General features: G+C 64.3%; 16 protein-coding genes. 6 read left to right on the top strand and 10 right to left on the bottom strand.

Translation table 11 applies throughout. From position 1 onward, the window contains the following. Position 1: 1 nt before the first annotated feature. The 4 genes from C7I36_RS09320 to C7I36_RS09305 form a co-directional block, all read right to left on the bottom strand. Complete coding sequence (locus C7I36_RS09320) at positions 2-685, bottom strand: glutathione S-transferase (RefSeq protein ID WP_106453446.1); 684 nt, start codon at positions 683-685, stop codon at positions 2-4. An 88-nt stretch (positions 686-773) separates the two neighbouring features. Beyond that, the gene (locus C7I36_RS09315; protein WP_106453445.1) at positions 774-2,048 is read right to left on the bottom strand and encodes an amidohydrolase; all 1,275 of its coding nucleotides are present in this window, start codon (positions 2,046-2,048) and stop codon (positions 774-776) included. 9 nt (positions 2,049-2,057) lie between these two features. Continuing rightward, on the bottom strand, positions 2,058-3,515 hold the full coding sequence (locus tag C7I36_RS09310; RefSeq protein WP_106453444.1) for a sodium:solute symporter family protein: 1,458 nt from the start codon (positions 3,513-3,515) through the stop codon (positions 2,058-2,060). After that, a complete protein-coding gene (locus C7I36_RS09305) occupies positions 3,508-3,714 on the bottom strand; it encodes a hypothetical protein (RefSeq protein ID WP_106453443.1) in 207 nt (68 codons plus the stop codon). Before C7I36_RS09305 ends, C7I36_RS09310 begins: the two co-directional genes overlap by 8 nt. Positions 3,715-3,872: 158 nt before the next feature. On the opposite strand from C7I36_RS09305, the gene C7I36_RS09300 reads away from it, so the two are divergent. Next, the gene (locus C7I36_RS09300) at positions 3,873-4,775 is read left to right on the top strand and encodes a LysR family transcriptional regulator (RefSeq protein WP_106453442.1); all 903 of its coding nucleotides are present in this window, start codon (positions 3,873-3,875) and stop codon (positions 4,773-4,775) included. Positions 4,776-4,924: 149 nt separating this feature from the next. Continuing rightward, positions 4,925-6,388, top strand: a complete 1,464-nt coding sequence (locus C7I36_RS09295) for a DUF3360 family protein (RefSeq protein ID WP_245880084.1) — start codon at positions 4,925-4,927, stop codon at positions 6,386-6,388. A 64-nt stretch (positions 6,389-6,452) separates the two neighbouring features. On the opposite strand, the gene C7I36_RS09290 is transcribed toward C7I36_RS09295, so the two are convergent. Beyond that, a complete protein-coding gene (locus tag C7I36_RS09290) occupies positions 6,453-9,851 on the bottom strand; it encodes an AAA family ATPase (protein ID WP_106453440.1) in 3,399 nt (1,132 codons plus the stop codon). Beyond that, positions 9,848-11,065: an exonuclease subunit SbcD gene (gene sbcD, locus C7I36_RS09285; protein WP_106453439.1), complete on the bottom strand. Its 1,218-nt coding sequence runs from the start codon at positions 11,063-11,065 to the stop codon at positions 9,848-9,850. Before sbcD ends, C7I36_RS09290 begins: the two co-directional genes overlap by 4 nt. 131 nt (positions 11,066-11,196) lie before the next feature. Here sbcD and C7I36_RS09280 point away from each other — a divergent pair, with 131 nt between their 5' ends. Beyond that, on the top strand, positions 11,197-12,093 hold the full coding sequence (locus tag C7I36_RS09280; protein WP_106453550.1) for a DMT family transporter: 897 nt from the start codon (positions 11,197-11,199) through the stop codon (positions 12,091-12,093). Here C7I36_RS09280 and C7I36_RS09275 read toward each other — a convergent pair. Both C7I36_RS09275 and C7I36_RS09270 read right to left on the bottom strand, forming a co-directional pair. Next, positions 12,090-12,710, bottom strand: a complete 621-nt coding sequence (locus tag C7I36_RS09275; RefSeq protein WP_106453438.1) for a glutathione S-transferase family protein — start codon at positions 12,708-12,710, stop codon at positions 12,090-12,092. The two genes, C7I36_RS09280 and C7I36_RS09275, sit on opposite strands and share 4 nt — an antisense overlap. A 191-nt stretch (positions 12,711-12,901) precedes the next feature. After that, positions 12,902-13,435, bottom strand: coding sequence for a MarR family winged helix-turn-helix transcriptional regulator (locus C7I36_RS09270; RefSeq protein WP_219899630.1), 534 nt, complete (start codon positions 13,433-13,435; stop codon positions 12,902-12,904). Between the two features lie 262 nt (positions 13,436-13,697). Here C7I36_RS09270 and C7I36_RS09265 point away from each other — a divergent pair, with 262 nt between their 5' ends. Continuing rightward, the gene (locus C7I36_RS09265; protein ID WP_425445043.1) at positions 13,698-14,075 is read left to right on the top strand and encodes a c-type cytochrome; all 378 of its coding nucleotides are present in this window, start codon (positions 13,698-13,700) and stop codon (positions 14,073-14,075) included. A gap of 198 nt (positions 14,076-14,273) precedes the next feature. Here C7I36_RS09265 and rep read toward each other — a convergent pair whose 3' ends face one another. Then, positions 14,274-16,289: a DNA helicase Rep gene (gene rep, locus C7I36_RS09260; RefSeq protein WP_106453436.1), complete on the bottom strand. Its 2,016-nt coding sequence runs from the start codon at positions 16,287-16,289 to the stop codon at positions 14,274-14,276. Between the two features lie 125 nt (positions 16,290-16,414). On the opposite strand from rep, the gene C7I36_RS09255 reads away from it, so the two are divergent. Next, positions 16,415-17,629, top strand: coding sequence for an aminotransferase class V-fold PLP-dependent enzyme (locus C7I36_RS09255; RefSeq protein ID WP_106453548.1), 1,215 nt, complete (start codon positions 16,415-16,417; stop codon positions 17,627-17,629). Further along, a complete protein-coding gene (gene csdE / locus C7I36_RS09250; RefSeq protein WP_106453435.1) occupies positions 17,629-18,051 on the top strand; it encodes a cysteine desulfurase sulfur acceptor subunit CsdE in 423 nt (140 codons plus the stop codon). Before C7I36_RS09255 ends, csdE begins: the two co-directional genes overlap by 1 nt. Before the next feature lie 188 nt (positions 18,052-18,239). On the opposite strand, the gene tcdA is transcribed toward csdE, so the two are convergent. Further along, positions 18,240-19,028 carry a tRNA cyclic N6-threonylcarbamoyladenosine(37) synthase TcdA gene (tcdA, locus tag C7I36_RS09245; protein WP_106453434.1) on the bottom strand — a complete coding sequence of 263 codons (789 nt, stop codon included), beginning with the start codon at positions 19,026-19,028 and terminating at the stop codon, positions 18,240-18,242. Positions 19,029-19,270: the final 242 nt, after the last annotated feature.

Here is a 19,270-nt window from a genome sequence, read left to right as displayed (position 1 = left end):
ATCAGTCGCCCTGTCGCGGCCCGTAGGCGTAGGGGCCGCCGGCCGCAAGCGCGCGCAGGTAGGCCGGCCTGGCCTGCAACCGGGCCACGTACTGCGCCAGGCGGGGGTAGCGGTCGGCCATGCCGGTCCGGCTCAGGGCCGCTTCCAGCGGAAAGCTCAGCTGGATGTCGGCGGCGCCGAAGCGCCCGTCCACCAGCCAGTCGTGGCAGGACAAATGGTCTTCCACAAAATCCAGATGGGTCTTGATCTGTTGCCGCAAAAAGGCCTGGTCCACTCCCGCTACTATCCGGTTGACCAGGGGCCGGACGAAAAAGGGCACCGGCGCCGCCTTGACCCTGTCGAACACGTGGCGCATCAGCAGCGGCGGCATCAGCGAGCCCTCGGCGTAATGCAGCCAGTACACATAGTCCCACCAGGCGGGGGAGTCGACCGCCGGCAGCAGGGTTTCCCGGCCATAGGTCCGGGCCAGGTAGTCGACGATGGCGCCGGACTCGGCCAGGGTCAGCTCGCCGTCGGTGATCACCGGCGCCTTGCCCAGCGGATGCACCTGCTTCAGGCTCTCCGGCGCCAGTTGGGTATCTTGATCCCGCCGGTAATGCTTGATGTCGTAGTCGAGCCCCAGCTCCTCCAGCAGCCAGAGGATGCGCTGGGAGCGGGAATGTTCCAGATGGTGGACGGTGATCATGGCGTGCCCCTAAGGTCATTCGTTGTTGCCGTGAATGCCGATAGTGGCACAGCCTCCGCCTCGCTTCATCCGGTTTTTCCCGTCCGGCTCAGCGGGCCGCCAGGAACTCGAGGGCACCGGTGACCAGGGCGGCGGTGCCGGTTTCCAGGGCCGGCTGGCGGTCGGGCGCATAGTAGGGCGAGTGGGGCATGGGCAACTGGCGCATGCGATCATAGACCCGCTCGCCGCGGGTGCCGGCCCAGCTCTCGGCGGTGGCGGCGCCGATAAACCAGTAGGCGTAGGGGATGTCCCCGCCCTCGAAGCCGCCGGCGGCGGCGTTGCCGAAGTAGGGGAAATCCTCGCTGCCGCCGAGCCGCCCCATCTCGAACAGCTGCGGCTCGCCGAAGTAGTCGCCGTGGGCCCGGCGCAGCCGTTCCACGGTGGCGGCGTCGTTGTCTAGGGTGATGGTTTCGCTCAGCACCCGGTATTCCGCCGGCTTCGGCGAGCGCCCCGCCAGGCACTCGGCGTCGATGATGCGCCGGATAGCATCCAGCACCTGCTGCAGCAGCGCGTCGCTGAAGCAGCGCACGTTGATCTCCAGCTCGGCGCTGTGGGGGATGATGTTGCCCTGGGTGCCCGCCTGCAGCTTGCCCACCGTCACCACCACCTGCTCGCTGGGCTCCACTTCCCGGGAGACGATGGTCTGCAGCCGCACCACCGCGTGGGCGGCGATCACCACCGGATCCACCGCCTGGGCCGGCATGGAGCCGTGGCCGCCGTTGCCGTGGATGGTTACCCCCAGGGTGGTGGCCGCGGCCATGGCCCGGCCGGCGATGTGGCCCACCATGCCGGCCAGGGCCGGCATGTTGTGCTGGCCCAGGATGACGTCGGGCCGGGCGATGCGTTCGTAGAGGCCATCCCTGAGCATGGCCCGGGCGCCGCCGAACACCTCCTCCGCCGGCTGGTGCACCACCATCAGGGTGCCCCGCCAGTGCTCGCGCAGGGCATGGAGCACGGCGGCGGCGCCGGTCAGGCAACTGGCGTGCAGGTCGTGGCCGCAGGCGTGCATCACCGCCGGGCCCTCCCCGCCGTGGCGGCAGCTGGCGTAATCGAGCCCGGTCTGCTCGCGGATGGGCAGGGCGTCCATGTCGCCGCGCAGCATCACGCAGGGCCCCTCGCCGTTTTGCAGCAGGCCCACCACCCCGGTCTTGCCAAGCCCGGTGGTCACCTCATAGCCGATGGCGTCCAGCCGGGCGGCCAGCTTGCGACTGGTCTCGACCTCTTCGAACGGCAGCTCAGGATGCCGGTGCAGGTCCTGGTAGAGGTGGTCGATATCGTCGTAAACGCGGGCCAGGGCGCCCTTGATCAGCTCATGTATCTGCATGGGGTTTCCTTATACCTTGGACGCCACGGCGTCGGTCTTGTTGTTGAACAGCCATTGCCACAGGGCCACCACCAGCAGGTTGAGCAAAAAGCCCCAGAAGCCGGGATGGAACTGCAGCGGTGACGGCAGATAAAACTGGTACAGCAGGGTCAGGCCGCTGCCCAGCAGGGTGCCGGCGATCACCGCCTGTTTGGTGAGGGCGGGCAGGAAGAGGGCGCCGACCACCATGGGCATCAGCTGCACTATGATGCCGAAGGCGCCCAGCAGCACCGCCACCAGCGACGCCGGGTTGTAGAGCGCGAACAGGTAGCCGAGCAGCGACACCACCAGCACTCCCAGCTGGATGGCCCGTACCACAGCCCGTTCGGACGCCTTGCGCATCACCGAGAGACAGAGGATGTCACGCACCGCTATGGTGGCAGCGGTATGGGCCAGGTTGGCGCCGGTGGACATGGCCGCCGCCAGGGCGCCGGACAGCATGATGCCGGTGACCCAGGGCGAGAAGCCGGCCACCTCCATCACCAGCTTGAGCAGCACCTCGTCGGGCCGGGCCAGGGGCTGGTCGGCGAACACCAGGATGCCGGCGAAGCCGATCAGCAGCAGGGGCACCAGCAGGTAGGCGAACAGCGGGTAGAACACAGCCACCTGGCGCAGGGTGCGGTCGCTTTCGGCGGTGTAGAACTTCATGAACAGGTGCGGCCACATGGCGCCGCCGAAGGCGCTGACCAGAATGGCGGTGCTGAAGGCGCCCCAGCCCATGACCCCGGTGGCGCCCGGCATCACCAGGTATTCCGGCATCTGCAGCTGGATCTGCTCGAACATGGGACCCACGCCGCCGAACAGGCGGTCGGTCACCGCCCAGCCGAGGAACCAGGCGATACCCACCATCATCACCCCCTGCAACAGGTTGGTCCAGCCGATGCCGCCCAGGCCGCTGCAGTACACATAGGCCGCCACCACCAGGAAGGCGAGCAGTGCCCCCAGCCAGAAGGGTACCAGACCGCCGGTGGCCGCCTGGAACAGCAGGCCGGCGCCGGCGATCTGGATGGCCAGGTAGGGGATCAGCGCCACCACGCTGATGATGCCGGCGAAGGCGCCCAGGCCCGGGCTGCGATAGTGATGGGCGATCAGGTCGGCCTGGGTCAGGTAGCCGTGGGCCTTGCCCAGCTCGCGCACCCGCGGCCCCATCACCCAGATGATGATGGGGATAAGACTCAGGTAGGCCAGGATGTAGAGGGCGGGGGCACCGTGCTGGTAGGCCCAGCCCGGGGTGCCGAGAAAGGCGAAGGCGGAGAAGATTTCCGCCCCCAGGATAAAGAACAGGATCAGTACCCCCACGTGGCGGCCACCGGCCACGTACTGCTCCAGGCTGGAGCCGGCGCCCTTGCCACGGGCGCGCACCCCCACCCACAGCACCAGCAGCAGGTAGGACAGGGTAATGCCGGTCACGATGACGGACTCAGACATGACGTTTGCCTCCATACTGCTTGATAAAGGCGGCCAGCAGGCCCGCGAACAGCAGGAACATCCACAGGATGTACCAGAAGAACAGGAACGGCAGGCCCAGAATCATGGGCTCCACCCGGTTGGCGATCAGGGCCCCGGGCCAGATCATGGCCAGGGTGCAGAGCACGAAGTGCAGCCCTACCCAGCGGTTGGTATTCATCAAGCATCTCCTTCGCAGTGGCTTTCCTCGACTCGCCGACAGGGCAAGTGTTAAACATCAAGATAGGACTTGTTACGGCAATATAAAAAATAGTAAATATCTATACCCGCAATGCCATTAAGGTATGGAGACCGGCGTGAAACCGCCGGAATGTTGAGATGGATTTTCGCCAGTTGCACTATTTCGTCGCCGTGGTGGAGGAAGGCTCCCTGTCGGCGGCCAGCCGCCGGGTGCATATCGCCCAGCCGGCCCTGACCCGCCAGATCCACGCCCTGGAAGAAAAACTGCAGGTCGCCCTGTTCGAGCGCCATACCCGTGGCATGACGCTGACCGTGGCCGGCCGGGCGCTCTACGAAGACGCCGGCAAGATGCTGGAAAACCGGGATCAGGTGGTGGCGCGCATCCGCGCCCTGGGCCAGGGGCTGACCGGCAAGGTCACTCTGGGAGTGACGGTGTCCCACCTGTGGGTGCCGGATATCCGGCGGCTGCTGGCCCGGTTTCGGGACCACTATCCCCAGGTGGCGCTGGAAGTCTATCCGCTGCTCTCGGGGCCCCAGGGAGAAAAGCTGAAGGACGGCACCATAGATGCGGGCTTCCTTTACCTGGAGGAGCCGGCGCCGGACTATCTGCACAGCCATCGCTTCCACCGGGATCACCTGGTGCTGGCGGTGCCCGCCGGCTCGCCGCTGGCAAGCTCGCCGCCCGGGCGGGTTAAGGCCTTGAACGGCCTCGACTTTGTCTGGGGGCCCCGGCACAGCTCCCCGCTCTACTACGACCGGCTGAGCGCCCACTTTGATCGGCTCGGCCTGGAGCCCAGGGTGGTGCAGCAGGGGGCCGACAACATCACCATCCTCAGCCTGGTCGCCGCCGGCCTGGGTATTTCCATCGTGCCCGGCGACTGCCGCTGGAGCTCGCCGCCCGGGGTGCACTTTATCGACCTGGCCGAGCTGCGGGAGTGCGACATGTCGATCCACTTCGCCTGGAACCGCCACAACCACTCCCCGGCCCTGCAGAATTTCATCCATATCGTGCAGGGCAGCCCGGTCCCCGCCGACGGCTGAGGGCCTGCACCAGACCGCCCCGTGTTAAAAAAATATTTCACAGGATGGCATTTTGTTAAGACTTAGGTCGCATGGCACAAAACGGTAACAGGCCATACCATGGGCGCCAACATGACACCATAGTGATGAGCATCATCAAGGAGAGTACAGTGTCAGAGGCTCAGACCCCCCGTTACCGCGACCTGCGCAAGCCGCGCCGTTCGTTCGACAACCGCACCGCCTACCTGGAGCACGAGTTGTCCATCATGTCGCCCCGCCGCTGGCGCATCAACCTGCCGTTTCGCGACTACAGCTTCGAACTGGAAGATCTGGTGCCGGCCCTGGCCGCGACCATCGGCAAGATAGTGATGGTGGCCGCCGTGGTGGCCGCCTTTGCCGGCCCGCTTGGGCTGGGCAACGACTTTGTGGTGGAAAACGTCCGCTTCGAGATGCTGATCGCGGCACTGCTGTTCGTGATCCTGTTCTCGGGGCTGATCAACCCCAATGCCAACCTGGCCGGCACCCACGGCCCCATGATCCCGCTGATCCCGCTGATCGTGGCCTCCGGCGGCCACCCGCTGGCATTGGGGCTGATGGTGGGCCTGCTTGGTTTGCTGCTCAGCATCAGCAAGGGCGGCAGCAAGCTGATGGCGCTCACCAGCGACGGGGTGCGCGGCGGCCTGCTGATTTACCTCGGTGCCATGGGCCTGCTCAGCCAGATCAAGGCGCTCACCGCCTGGGCCAACGGCCTGGACATGGGCCATATCGCCTTTGCGGTGATTCTCGCCACCATCATCATGTACGCCCTACTGGCCCGGCTGGAAATGCGCTGGCTGTCGATCCCGCTCGGCTCCGGCCTGGCCTTCCTGATCGCCATCGCCCTGGGCGCGCCCTTCGAATTCGTGACCGAGCCGGGCATCCCCCACCTGAGCCCCTCCTACTGGTGGGGCGAAACCACCGGCTGGCAGATGGGCTGGCCCGAGCTGCACCACTTTGTCAGCGTGGCGCCCTTTGCGGTGCTGGCGGTGGCCATGTGGTCGCCGGACTTTATGGGCCACCGGGTGTTCCAGGAGCTGAACTACCCGAAAAAAGCCAACAAGGTGCTGATGAACGTGGACGACACCATGGCCGTGGCCTCGGTGCGCCAGGCGGTGGGCAGTGTGCTCGGCGGCGGCAACCTGGCCTCCTCCTGGGGCACCTATATGATCCCTGCCGCCATCGCCAAGCGGCCCATTCCCGCCGGCGCCGTGCTCACCGGCCTGTTCTGCGTGATCGCCGCCCTCTGGGGCTATCCCATGGATCTGGCGGTATGGGATCCGGTACTGCGGGTGGCGCTGATCGTCGGCGTCTTCATGCCCCTGCTGGAAGCCGGCATGCAGATGACCCGCAACACCACCAGCAGCCAGTCCGCCGGCATAGTGGTGTTCGCCTCCGCCTTCGTCAACCCGGTGTTCGGCTGGTCCATGACCATGCTGCTCGACAACCTGGGGCTGATTGGCGATAAGGAACGGGGCCGCAAGCTGCGCCTGATGGACCGCTGGGTCATTCCGGGCATCACTTTCGCCATCCTGCTGGCCATCATGGCCACCGTGGGCATGCTGCCGGGTATTCCGGCGCTGATCACCGGCGCCTGATTAAACCACACCAGCAAAAAGCCGGAGCCCTGCTCCGGCTTTTTTGTGCCTTTGTCCCGTCCCCTCACCCCTCGCCGTGAAAGGCGAATTCCGGTGCCAACCGGCTGAGGCCGAGTCCCTGCCCCTTGCTCAGTTTTATCTGCACCGGCACCCGCTCCTTCAACGCCTCTATATGGCTGATGATACCGATCATCCTGCCGCTGGCGTTGAGGGCATCCAGGGCATCCAGCGCCACTTCCAGGGTCTCGGCGTCCAGGGTGCCAAAGCCCTCGTCGAGAAACAGCGAGTCGATGCGGGTCTTGCTGCTCACCAGATCCGACAGCGCCAGCGCCAGCGCCAGGCTCACCAGGAAACTTTCGCCGCCGGACAGGGTTTGCGTATCCCGGGCCACGTCCGCCTGCCAGCTGTCGATCACCGCCAGCTCCAGCTCGGCATTGCCGTTGCGGGCCAGCCGGTAGCGGCCGTGCAGCCTGGCCAGCCGGCGGTTGGCCAGGTACACCAGGTGCTCCAGGGTCAGCCCCTGGGCGAAACGGCGGTAACGGGCGCCATCGGCGGAGCCGATCAGGCTGTTGAGCTGGTCCCAGCGCTGCAACCGGCAGCGCGCCTGGGCGATCTCATCCAGCAGCGCCTGTTGCCGGGCCCGCTGCATCGTATCGTGCTCCAGCCGCTCGTCCAGCCGGCCCAGCTGCTGCTGCAACAGGTTGACGGCCTGCTGTTGCTGCTGCTCTCCTTGTTGCAGTTCATCGAGGGCCGCGGGCGCGCTGTCCCCCAACTGCCGCCAGGCCTGTTCGGCCTGGGCCAGCCGATCCGCGGCCAGCGCCTGCGCCTGGTGCAGGGCCTGCAACCGCACCTGTAGCCGCCGGCGTTCGTCTTCTTCCAGGTGGGCGGCGAGAAAGGCGGCCTCGTCGGCAAAAGGGCTGGCGGCCAGGGCCTGTTGCCAGCTTGCCCGAGCATCGTCCAGCTCCCGCTCCAGTTCGGCCTGTTGCCGGCCTTCCTGCTCCAGCAGGGCAGCCTGGCGCTGGCGCTCATCGTTCGTTGCCCGCAACCGGGTTTCCGCCTCCTGCATCGCCACGGCAGGATCGGCCGCCGTCACCGGCTCGCCGTCGGCCAGCCCCAGCGCCTGCCAGTGCTGCTGCCAGTGCCGGACCTGGCTGGCCGCCTCGTTCAGGACGGCGGCCAGTTGCTGGCGCTGTTGTTCCAGCCGGCGCATCTCCCGTTGCTGCTGCTGCCAGTGTTGCCAGTGCTGCTCGGTCTGCTGCAGCCACTCCTGCCAGTGTGCGGGCTGTTGTCCGACGCTGGCGTTCAGTTGCTGTTCCAGTTCACTCCGCTGCCGTTCCACCGCCTGCATATCATCATTCAGCTGTTGCTGGCCATGACCTAGGGTTTGCCACTGCTGCTCCAGCAGCTGCTGCCGGTGTGCCAGTTCGCCGGCCCGAGTGGCAGCCGCCCGGGTCGCCTGCTCGGCCTGGTTCAGCCCGGCCTTGGCGGCATCCAGCTGCTCGCTTTGTTGTTCCAGCCGCACCAGCCGTTGCCGGAGTTCTTCCAGTTGCTGCGTCCACTGTTCCGGGGCCAGCGCCAGTTGCTGCACCATGGTATTGTGCAGCTCGGTCTGCTGGCCAATGGCCTGGCCCAGGCTCTGCAGCCGCTGCCCGATTTGTACCAGTGTGGCCTTGCGCTCCGCCTGCCGCGTGCTCAGTTGCTGGCCCTGCTGCTCGGTGGCCTCCAGTTCGGCCTGAGTTTGCTGCAGGGCACTGGCGGTGCTGTCGTCCAGCTGGCGATAATCGTCAATAGCCGGATGGGACTCGCTGCCGCACAGGGGGCAGGCTTCGCCTGGCTGCAACTGTGCCCGGTGCTGCTCCAGGGAGCGGATGATTGCTTCCTGTTCCAGCAGCCGGGTTTTGTCCCGCAACTGTTCCTTGAGCAGGCGATACCGCTCACGCACCTGCGCCAGTTGCTGCTCACCCTGTTGCCATTCGGGCTCCAGCCGGGCCTGCTTTTGTTGCTCCTGCTGCAATTCCCACTGCAACTCCCCCAGCCGCTCGGCCCCCTGCTGCAGCGCCAGCCATTGGGGTTGTTGCCGGCGTAACTGCTGCACCCGGGCTTTCAGTTCCGGCTCACTGTCATCGCCCAGCACCTGCGCCAGCGCCTGCTGCTGTTGCCGGCAATACTGCTCGGCCTGCCGCTTTTCCTGCTCCGCGGCCTGCTGTTGCCGCACCAGCGCCTGCAGTTCACCCTCAAGCCGCCGTTGTTCCTGCCCCTGCCATTGTTGCCGCCCCTGCAACTCCTGCGCCTGCTGCTGCAGCCGCCCAAGCTGCGTCACACTGGCGCGCCAGCCCGCCAGTTGCTCGCCCAGCCGTTCACCGGCGGCGTTGGCGGCCATGGCATCGGCCAGCCCTTGCTGTTGCCGTTCCAGTTCACCATCCCGGGCCCGCAGGGCCTGCTGGTGCTGGCGGCTGCACGATACCCCCTGCCAACTGTGCCGGTGGTAGTCTGCCGTCAGCAGCGCCAGCCCCGCCTCGCGCTGTTCCCGCTGGGTGCGCAGGTGGGCGAGCCGTTGCCGGTGCTGCTGCAATTGTTGCCATTGCGGATACAGCCGGGCGGCCGGCTCGCTTTGTTCCAGTTTGCGCTGCTCGGGCGCCACCTCGTTCACCGCCGACCTGGCCTGCTCATACTCGCGCCGGGCGAGGCTAAGCCGCTGCTCATGCTGCTCCCACTGGCGGCGGCGCTGCAGCTCGGCCCGGGCTTGCGCCAGGGCCTCCTGCCGGACGACCATGTCGGCACCCGCGCGCTCCCGTTCCTGTTCTATGTCCCGGCGCTCTTCCTCGTTCAATAACGCCACGCCCTGCACCCTGGCCTCCAGTTGTGCCAGGGCGGCCCTGTGTTCCCGGGTCTGCTCGAACACCCGCTGGGAAATACGGGCGTAGATGTCGGTGCCGGTCAGTTCTTCCAGCAGTTCGGCCCGCTCATTGGCATCGGCATGCAAAAAGGCGGCAAAGCCGCCCTGGGCCAGCAGCATGGACTTGGTGAAGCGGCCAAAGTCGAGCCCGGTCAGTTGCTCGGTGAGTTTCAACTTGTCGTTGATTTTGTCGGTGAGGATCTCGCCGTCCCGCTTCGCCAGCTCCACCCGGGGCGCCTGCAGCTTGCCGTCGCTCTTGTCCCGGGCCCGGCGCTGGCTCCAGAAGGCGCGATAACCCTCGCCCCCGACCTCGAATTCCACCTCCGCCAGACAGTCGGCAGTATGGCGGGTCATCAGCTCGTTACTGCCCGCCGATACGATTTTCATCCGCGGCGTCTGGTGATAGAGCGCCAGGCAGATGGCGTCCAGCAGGGTGGTCTTGCCGGCGCCGGTAGGCCCGGTGATGGCAAACAGGCCGTTGTCGGCAAAGGGCGACTGAGTGAAGTCGATTTTCCACTCGCCCTGCAGGGAGTTGAGGTTTTTCAGCCTGAGGGTCAGGATTTTCATGCCTGTTCCCTCAGATCCGCCAGCACCTGGTCGTGCAATCCGTTCAGCGCGGCCAGATCCGCCTCCGCCAGCGCCTCCAGTCCCAGCCGCCGCGCAAACACCTGCTCCGGCGTCAGCTCGCTCAGGGTTTCGCGCTGCTCGGCCGCCAGGCTCGTGGCCTGCTCCCGCCGCCCACGACGCACCAGCAGGATTTCCACCGCCAGCCCTTCGGCCAGGGCCTGTACCCTGGGCTGCAGATCGCTCAGATAGTCGTCATCCAGTACCGTCACCTCCAGCCAGACAGGTCGCTTTTCACTGCCGTTGGCAGCAACCTCCTCCATGTTGGCCCCAAGTTCCTCCAAGCTGCCGCTGACCCGCGCCAGCGGCTGGAAACAGGGCACCGGCAGCGGCGTTACCCCTTGCAGCGCCCCCCCGGCAAACTCCGCCAACAGCACCGTCTTTTGCTGGCCAACTTCATCAAAACTAAGGGGAATGGGCGAGCCACAGTAGCGAATGTGCTCCAGCCCGGCCACTTTCTGGGGCCGGTGGATATGCCCCAGGGCGATATAATCGGCGGGCGGAAAGGCGCTGGCGGGAAACGCCTCCAGGGTGCCGATGTAGATCTCCCGCACCGAGTCGCTGCTGCCGGCTCCGACCGTGGCGAGGTGGCCGGTGGCAATAATGGGCACAACGGCGTCCCGTTGCCCGCGCTGTTCTTCGGCCAGCTCGAACAGGGTCCGGTAGTGGTCGGCAATCGCCTGTTGCAGGGCCTGGCGCTTATCGTCACCGCTTTGTCCGGCCCGGCTTTCGAGCACTTCCCGGGGGCGGATAAAGGGCACGGCACACAGCAGGGCGCCGGGCTCGCCGTTTCGCCGGTGCAGGGTCAGCAGTTGCCGTTGCGGATCGTCCTGCACCCCGGGAATCACCGACACATTCAGGCAGCCGAGCAGTTCGCGGGACTCGTTGAGCATGGCCACGGAGTCATGATTGCCGCCCAGCACCACCAGATGACAACCGGTTCGCTGCAATTCCACAATAAACCGGTTATAAAGCTCGCGCGCATAGCTCGGCGGCGTGCCGGTGTCGAAGACATCGCCGGCCAGGATGATGGCATCGGCCCGAAGTACCTCGGCCTGCGCCACCAGCCAGTCCAGAAAGGCAGCGTGCTCGTGCTGGCGGGTTTTCCCCATGAAATGCTGGCCCAGGTGCCAGTCGGAGGTGTGCAGAATGCGCATGGCGGCCCTTGCGTTGGTTGTGGTAACGGCTGAGCCGCTATTAAACCCGCTCAGGAGGCCGTACGCAAATACCCTTGGCGGCCCCGCAAAACTTGCTAGACTGGACCTTTCTTCCCATATTTTGCACCAAAATGCCTTTTTCCTACGACTATCTCGCCCTGGCGGCGGCCGCCTGCTGGGCGGTGGCCAGCCTGCTGTCGGCCAATGCCGCCCGCCATCTGGGTGCCTTCGCCTTTTCCCGCTGGCGGATGTTCTGCGTCAGCCTGATGCTGTGGTCGGTGGCCCTGGTCGGCGGCGGCTGGGCCAGCCTGAGCCCCCACAGTGTAGGCGTCATGGCGATTTCCGGGTTGATTGGCATTTTTATCGGCGATACCGCGCTGTTTGCGGCCATGAACCGGCTGGGACCACGCCGGGCCGGCGTCCTGTTCGCCACCCATGCCCTGTTTTCGGCCCTGCTCGGTTATCTGGTGTTCGGGGAAATTATCAGTGGCCAGGCCCTGCTCGGTTGCCTGCTGCTGGTGGGCGGGGTCATGACCGCCATTTTCTTCGGCAGGCGCGGCAACGAAACCCACGCCTGGGAGCAGGACAACGGCAGTCCCTGGCCGGGCATCGGCCTGGGGCTGCTGTCGGCCCTGTGCCAGTCGGTGGCCACGCTCATGGTCAAACCGGTGATGATGGGCGACATCGATCCGGTCTCTGCCTCGGCGGTGCGCATGAGCAGCGCCTTTCTTGCCCACCTGGCCCTGCTCTGGTGCGGCCTGGCGGTGGCCAGGCCGCTGCGCGCCATCAACTGGCCGGTGTTCGGCATGGTGGCGCTCAACGCCTTTTTGGCGATGGGGGTAGGCATGACGTTGATTTTACTCGCATTGCGTTACGGAGAAGTGGGCATGGTGGCGATGCTGAGTTCGGTCAGCCCGGTGCTGGTGCTGCCCCTGCTGTGGCTGTTGATGAAACGCCGTCCCGCCACGGGTGCCTGGCTCGGTGCCCTGGCTACCGTGATCGGTACGGCGCTGATTGTCACTCGCTAAAGGTGCAGGCCTTCCTCGTCGAGAGCCTTGCCCACGCCGGGATCTTCCTTCATGTCCTGGAAATGGCGGGCCAGATGGGGATAGGGCGCCAGCCCCTCGGGCAGCACCAGGGTCGCCCAGTATTCGAGCGGAAAGGCGCAGGCGTCCACTATGCTCTTGTGCTCGTCCATGTACCAGGTGCGGCTGGCCAGGTGGTTGTCCATCCGTTGCAGGAAACGGGCGACCCGCTCGGGCACGGCGGCCTTGATGGCATCGTGGGCGGCAAAGCTGCGATCCGAGGTGTATTTCTGCGGCGCAAAATAGGGAACAAAGGCGCTATAAGCATCGGTGTTGAGGAAACTCAGCCAGTAGTCGCACTGATACTGCAGCACCGGATCCGTGCCCGGCCCCAGATGTTCGCCCTCGGGCAGGCGGGACAGGTAGCGCAGTATGGCGCTGTTCTGATAGAGAGCGCCCATCTCCTCGGTCATCAGCACCGGGACCGCCGCCATGTAATTGATTTTCAGGAATTCCGGATCCCGGGTATCGGCCAGTTCCAGCTCATAGGGCAGCCCCAGCCAGGACAGCACTATGTGCGGGGCCAGCGAACAGGCGCCCGGCTTGTAATATAACTTCATGGGTAAAACCTCCTTGAGCAGCCGGCGGCTGCAGAGCCTATGCCTGGTAGCGATTTGGGCCCGGCCTGCCAGCGGGAGGCGGCATCACCGTTTCAAGCCCGGCCCTGGATTAAGTATCAGCAGGAAACCGGGAAATGGCGACGCCGGGGCCGCGACATCCTTGCTCACGTTGCAGAAAAGTGAGGCAGGCCTCAGTCTTCGACTGCCAGCAGCATTTTTTTCAACAGGCCGGCGAATTGGCGCTGCTCGTCCGCCGACAGGGCCGATGCCAGCTCGGCCTCGGCGGCGAGGTGGTGATTCACCGCTTCCTCCACCACCCGGAAGCCCTCGTCGGTCAGGGTGACGATAACGCCGCGCCGGTCGTGATCGGCCTGGGCCCGGCTGACCAGCCCCCGGCTTTCGAGCCGGTTGATGCGGTTGGTCAGGGCGCCGGAGGAAATCAGTACCATGGCCTGCAGCTGGTTGGGTGAAAGCTGGAAATAGGGGGGATGACGGCGCAGCGCCGCCAGTACATCGAATTCGCCCACATTGAGGTCGTAGCGGGCCAGGTCCTGCAAGACCCGGCGGGTGATGAAGTATTCCAGCCGTACCACCCGGCCGACCACTTCCGTACTCTCGAACGCCAGATCAGGACGAGCCCGGCGCCAGAGGGTGACGATACGATCGATTTGATCCATGACCCCGCTGCCGTCGGTGCCAATGGGTTGCGTGTGGTTGTCGTTCATTGTTGTTGGGGCTCCCTGATTGCTCGCAGCCATTTTTATATCAAGACAATCGTCATAATAACATAAAGGTTCCGCTTGCATCGCCGGCAAAATATCCGCCACCGGACGCCCCACCGCCGTGCGGGAACGTTTAATGACCTGAATACTTGGGGTATACTCGGCGGGTTTAACGGAAAACAAATAAGCCAACTGGGAGAATAAAAAGGTGAGCCTGTTAAGAAACCTGTTGCTTGCCGGTGTTGCCGCTGCTTCGCTGAGTGGTATGGCCTACGCCGCCAATGATATGTCGCCTGAAGCCATTGCCGAGCGCACCAAGCCGGTCGGCAGCGTTTACACCGCCGCCGACCTTGAGGGTATCGTCGATACCGCCGCGGCCGGCAACAGCGGCGAACCCGCAGCGCCACGCAGCGGTGAAGACGTCTACAATGCCGCCTGCTCCGCCTGCCACGCCACCGGTGCCGCCGGCGCGCCGATCAAGGGTGACGCCGCCGCCTGGGGTCCCCGTGCCGACCAGGGCCGCGACACCCTGCTGAGCCATGCCATCAACGGCTTCAATGCCATGCCGCCCCGCGGCGCCTGTGGCAACTGCTCCGACGAAGAGATCGCCAACGCCGTCGACTATATGCTCGAAGCCCTTTGAGCCCGGCCGTTGTAACCATAAAAAAGCCGCAGCGATGCGGCTTTTTATTGCTTTGACGGCAGCTGTAAGCGATAAGCGATAGCAGCCCGAGTGGTCAGCAATCACTTATCTGCTGGCAAAGGGCCGGCAAGCAAAACCCGAGCCCCCACCCAAGATTCGCTCCCCGAAAACATCTGTGGTGTTACTTACCGCTGACCGCTATTTTTTGTCGAACATGGCCCTCAGGCTGGCCACCCCGGCCTGGCCCTTTTGCATGCGCTCCCCTTCACTCGGCGGTTTGCGGTTGTGCTCCCAGTCCAGATCCTGCTGGGGCAGCTCGAGCAGGAAGCGGCTGGGCTCGGGACGAATGGTTTCACCGTATTGCCGCCGCTCCCGGCACAGGGTAAAGGTCAGTGCCTGCTGGGCCCGGGTAATGCCCACGTAGGCCAGTCGCCGCTCTTCCTCGATGTTGTCTTCGTCGATGCTGCTCTGGTGGGGCAGCAGGCCTTCTTCCATGCCCACCATAAACACAAAGGGAAACTCCAGGCCCTTGGAGGCGTGCAGGGTCATCAGCTGTACCTGTTCACCGTCGTCTTCCTCTTCGCCCCGCTCCATCATGTCCCGCAGGGTCAGGCGGGTCACCACTTGCGGCAGGGTCATGGCCTCTTCCAGATCCGAGCCTTCCAGCATCTGGCTGACCCACTTGAACAGGGTGGACACGTTCTGCATGCGCATCTCCGCCGCCCGCGGGCTGGGTGAGGTTTCATACAGCCATTCCTCGTAGTGAATGTCCTTGATCATGTCGCGCACCGCTTCCACCGCGTTGCCCCGGGCGGCTTCATCCCCCAGCCGCACCAGCCAGTCGCTAAAGGCCCGCACCGCCACCAGCCCCCGGCCGCTGAGCGTTTGCTCCAGCCCCAGCTCAAAGCTGGCGGCAAACAGGCTTTTGCCCCGGTTGTTGGCATAGGTGCCCAGCTTTTCCAGGGTGGTGGGCCCGATTTCCCGCCGGGGCGTGTTCACCACCCGCAGAAAGGCGTTGTCGTCATCCGGGTTCACCAACAGCCGCAGGTAGGCCATGATGTCCTTGATCTCGGTGCGGGAGAAAAAGGAGGTGCCGCCGCTGATCTTGTAGGGAATGCGGTTGGTCATCAGCGCCTTTTCCAGCAGCCGGGACTGATGATTGCCCCGGTAGAGGATGGCGTAGTCGCCGAACTTGCTGGCGTTCATGAACTTGTGGCCCATGATCTCGGCCACCACCCGCTCCGCCTCATGCTCTTCGCTTTTGGCGAACAGCACCCGCACCGGCGCTTCGTAGTCCATCTCCGAGAACAGCTGTTTCTCGAACACATGGGGGTTGTTGGCAATCAGAATGTTGGCGCACTGCAGAATGCGCCCCCGGGAGCGGTAGTTCTGCTGCAGCTTGATGACTTTCAGGCTGGGGTAGTCTTCCTTCAGCAGCACCAGGTTCTGGGGCCGGGCGCCGCGCCAGGAATAGATGGACTGGTCATCATCGCCCACCACGGTAAAGCGGGCGCGCTCGCCGGCGATGAGCTTCACTAGCTCGTACTGGCTGGTGTTGGTGTCCTGGTATTCGTCCACCAGCAGGTAGCGGATCTTGTTCTGCCAGTAAGCGCGCACCTCGGCGTTGGTCTTGAGCAGCAGGGTGGGCATCAGGATCAGATCGTCAAAATCCAGGGCGTTGTAGGCCTTCATCTGCCGCTGATAGCGCTCGTAGCATTGGGCAAACAGTACGGTTTCGGGATCCGTGGCCAGCCGGGCGGCGCGGGGTGGCAGCACCAGATCGTTCTTCCAGTTGGAGATGGTGGACAGTAGCCGGGAAATTTTGTCCTTGTCGCCTTCCAGCTCCTTCTCGGTCAATTCCTTGATCAGCGCCAGTTGATCCTGATCGTCAAACAGGGAGAAACCGGATTTCAGCCCCAGGGTCTTGTGCTCACGGCGAATGATCTCTAGCCCCAGGGTGTGGAAGGTGGACACCATCAGCCCCCGGGCCTCGTGCTTGCCCAGGGTCTGCGCCACCCGCTCCTTCATTTCCCGCGCCGCCTTATTGGTAAAGGTCACGGCGGCAATATGGCGTGCCTTGTAGTCGCACTGGCGCACCAGGTAGGCGATCTTATTGGTGATCACCCGGGTCTTGCCGGAGCCGGCGCCGGCCAGCACCAGGCAGGGTCCGGCAATGTAGCGAACGGCTTCATCCTGGGCGGGGTTGAGTTTCATCGGGGCTCCTGGGGCGTTGAACGGCCGGTCATTTTAACGGCAGACCGCCTTCGGGTGAAGCCGCCTTGTCATGGGCCCGGCTTTGGCTCATGATCCGCTCAGTTTTTCCTTTTCCCGGCAATATCATGGCGACCGACATCAAGGCACTCAGACGCGACTTTCCCACCCTGGCCCAAATCGTCAACGGCCACCCCCTGGTGTACCTGGACAACGCCGCCACCACCCAGAAACCGCAGCTGGTGCTGGATGCGCTCAACCATTACTACCGGGATACCAACGCCAACGTGCACCGGGCCTCCCACGCCCTGAGCGGCCAGGCCACCCGGGCCTTCGAGCAGGCGCGGGAAAAGGTGGCGCGCTTTATCCACGCCCCCTCGGCCCGGGAAATCATCTGGACCCGGGGCACCACCGAGGCCATCAACCTGGTGGCCTTCAGCCTCGGCCGGCACTTCCTCCAACCCGGGGACGAGATCCTGCTCAGCACCCTGGAACATCACGCCAATATCGTGCCCTGGCAGCAGGCGGCGGCGGCCACCGGCGCCGTGCTGAAGGTAATTCCCCTCACCGACAGCGCCGGGCTGGATCTGGCCGCCGCCGAACGGCTGATAAATAAGCGCACCAAACTGCTGGCCGTGGGCCATGTGTCCAATGCGCTGGGGCAGGTCAATCCGGTAGCCGAGTTGATTGCCATGGCGAAAACCGTGGGTGCGGTGACCATGATTGACGGCGCTCAGGCTGTGGGACATTTTCCGGTGGATATGCAGGCACTGGACTGTGACTTTTATGCCTTTTCCGGCCACAAGATGTTCGCCCCCACCGGCATCGGCGTGCTCTATGGCAAAAGCGAATGGCTGGAGAAGATGCCGCCCTGGCAGACCGGCGGCGAGATGATCGAGACCGTGAGTTTTACACACACCACCTTTGCCGCACCGCCGTTCAAATTCGAGGCGGGCACCCCCAATATCGCCGGCGCCATCGCCCTGGGCGCGGCGGTGGATTACCTGGCCGCGCAGGACAGGGCCGCCCTGATGCGCTACGAAGACATCCTGCTGCGCCAGCTGGTGGACGGGCTAAGCGCCATGGCCGATATTCGCGTGATCGGCCGGCCCCAAGCCGGCGCCGTGTCGTTCGTGATGAACAGCGTTCACCCCCAGGATCTGGCCACCCTGCTCGATATGCAGGGCATTGCGGTGCGTACCGGCCACCACTGTGCCATGCCGCTGATGCAGGCATTGGGGCTGAAAAATGGCACGGTGCGCGCCTCCCTCGCCTTTTACAACACCGACGACGATGTCGCCGCCCTGCTGGCCGGCATCGACAAGGCCCGGGAGCTGCTGTAATGACCCACCCTTTTGGCACCGAGATCACCGACACCGAAATTCGCGACCAGTTCGCCGCCGCCCAGGGCTGGGAAGCCCGCTACAAGCAATTGATTTTACTGGCTAAACAGCTCCCGCCTCTGGCAGACGAACACAGAGTGGATGCCAACGCCATTCACGGCTGTGAAAGCCAGGCATGGCTGATAGGCGAATGCGGCCAGGATGGCCGCTGGCAGTTTCACTGCGACTCCGACGCCCGCATCGTCAAGGGGCTGATGGCGGTGGTGCTGGCGGCGCTCAGCAACAAGACCGCCGCCGACATCACCGCCTTTAATATCGACGCTTATTTTGAGGAGTTACAGCTGCTCAACCACCTGAGCCCGTCCCGGGGTAACGGCCTGCGGGCCGTAGTTTCGGCTATCAAAGCCAACGCCAAAACCTGAGCCAGCCGCAACGCGCTTGTTGTTCGCTGTACCGTGCAACTCCGATGCTACCCGAAGCAGCAGTGGGGATTGCCGTAGCCGACCGTCAAATGCCATGGATGGCATTTGCCGAGCGACCCAGGGATGGGCTTGAAGCGTGTCGGCGGAGTGCAACCGCACTGATGCTTCGCGGGGCGATGCTCTCTCGGTTACTTCTGGCTGTCAGCCTGAGTAGCAAGCCGGGAAAGCACCCGGCTGACCATAAAGAAGCCAAAGGTAGCGGTGATATGAGTAACAGCACCAAAGCCGGAGGCACAGTCCATTTTCATGGTGCCGTCCGATTCCTGCTTGGCGCTGCAGATGCCGCCCTCGCCGTCCGGATAACGGGGCTGCTCGGTGGAAAACACACAGTCCACGCCAAACTTGCGCTTGGGATTCTTGCTGAAGTTGTAGAAGCGGCGCAGCTCACCGCGCACCTTGGCCGCCAAAGGATCCTGAATGGTCTTGCTGAGATCCTTTAACTGGATCTGGGAAGGATCAATCTGGCCACCGGCACCGCCGGCGGTGATCACCGAGATCTTGTTGCGCTTGCAAAAGGCGATCAGCGCCGCCTTGGCCCGCACCGAGTCGATGGCATCCACCACGTAATCAAAGCCTGCCAGCAGATGCTCGGTGAGGTTGTCGGCACTGATAAAATCGTCCACTACCGTGACTCGGCAGTCCGGGTTGATAAGCGCAATGCGTTCGGCCATGGCCCGGGTCTTTTCCGCGCCAATCTGGTTTTGCAGGGCATGGATCTGCCGGTTGGTATTGGTAATGCAGATATCGTCCATGTCGATCAGGGTAATGGCCCCAATGCCGGAGCGCGCCAGGGCTTCCGCCGCCCAGCTGCCCACGCCGCCAATGCCGATTACGCACACACGGGCCTCCGCAAACCGGGCCAGGGCCCGGGCACCATAGAGGCGGGCAATGCCCCCGAAACGCTCGTCAAAACTCATTATTCACTCCCCTCGCTTGAGCGGGGCATTATATCAAAGTCACCGGGACTGGGGATTGGGGACTCGGGACTAAAACCGCCAGTCCCTAATCCCCATTCCCAAATCCCTGCCATAAATATCGAGTAGGGTGAGGCGTTACCGCCTCATCCCTCTCACAGAACCGTACATACGGGCCACGTATACGGCTCATGCCATTAACTTACCCCGAACTCGGGGACAGTGATGCCGGTTTTGACCTTCGC

The organism is Zobellella taiwanensis (assembly GCF_003012795.1).
GTDB lineage: Bacteria > Pseudomonadota > Gammaproteobacteria > Enterobacterales > Aeromonadaceae > Oceanimonas > Oceanimonas taiwanensis.
Note: the sequence above shows the minus strand (reverse complement) of the source record. Positions and strands in the feature narration are given on the sequence as shown.

Excerpts from the sequence above, each read along its gene's own strand:
- C7I36_RS09305 (WP_106453443.1), bottom strand. The coding sequence starts at position 3,714 with ATGAATACCAACCGCTGGGTAGGGCTGCACTTCGTGCTCTGCACCCTG.
- rep (WP_106453436.1), bottom strand. The coding sequence starts at position 16,289 with ATGAAACTCAACCCCGCCCAGGATGAAGCCGTTCGCTACATTGCCGGA.
- C7I36_RS09300 (WP_106453442.1), top strand. The coding sequence starts at position 3,873 with ATGGATTTTCGCCAGTTGCACTATTTCGTCGCCGTGGTGGAGGAAGGC.
- C7I36_RS09255 (WP_106453548.1), top strand. The coding sequence starts at position 16,415 with ATGGCGACCGACATCAAGGCACTCAGACGCGACTTTCCCACCCTGGCC.
- C7I36_RS09320 (WP_106453446.1), bottom strand. The coding sequence starts at position 685 with ATGATCACCGTCCACCATCTGGAACATTCCCGCTCCCAGCGCATCCTC.
- C7I36_RS09270 (WP_219899630.1), bottom strand. The coding sequence starts at position 13,435 with ATGAACGACAACCACACGCAACCCATTGGCACCGACGGCAGCGGGGTC.
- sbcD (WP_106453439.1), bottom strand. The coding sequence starts at position 11,065 with ATGCGCATTCTGCACACCTCCGACTGGCACCTGGGCCAGCATTTCATG.
- C7I36_RS09310 (WP_106453444.1), bottom strand. The coding sequence starts at position 3,515 with ATGTCTGAGTCCGTCATCGTGACCGGCATTACCCTGTCCTACCTGCTG.
- C7I36_RS09275 (WP_106453438.1), bottom strand. The coding sequence starts at position 12,710 with ATGAAGTTATATTACAAGCCGGGCGCCTGTTCGCTGGCCCCGCACATA.
- tcdA (WP_106453434.1), bottom strand. The coding sequence starts at position 19,028 with ATGAGTTTTGACGAGCGTTTCGGGGGCATTGCCCGCCTCTATGGTGCC.
- C7I36_RS09315 (WP_106453445.1), bottom strand. The coding sequence starts at position 2,048 with ATGCAGATACATGAGCTGATCAAGGGCGCCCTGGCCCGCGTTTACGAC.
- csdE (WP_106453435.1), top strand. The coding sequence starts at position 17,629 with ATGACCCACCCTTTTGGCACCGAGATCACCGACACCGAAATTCGCGAC.
- C7I36_RS09280 (WP_106453550.1), top strand. The coding sequence starts at position 11,197 with ATGCCTTTTTCCTACGACTATCTCGCCCTGGCGGCGGCCGCCTGCTGG.
- C7I36_RS09290 (WP_106453440.1), bottom strand. The coding sequence starts at position 9,851 with ATGAAAATCCTGACCCTCAGGCTGAAAAACCTCAACTCCCTGCAGGGC.
- C7I36_RS09265 (WP_425445043.1), top strand. The coding sequence starts at position 13,698 with ATGGCCTACGCCGCCAATGATATGTCGCCTGAAGCCATTGCCGAGCGC.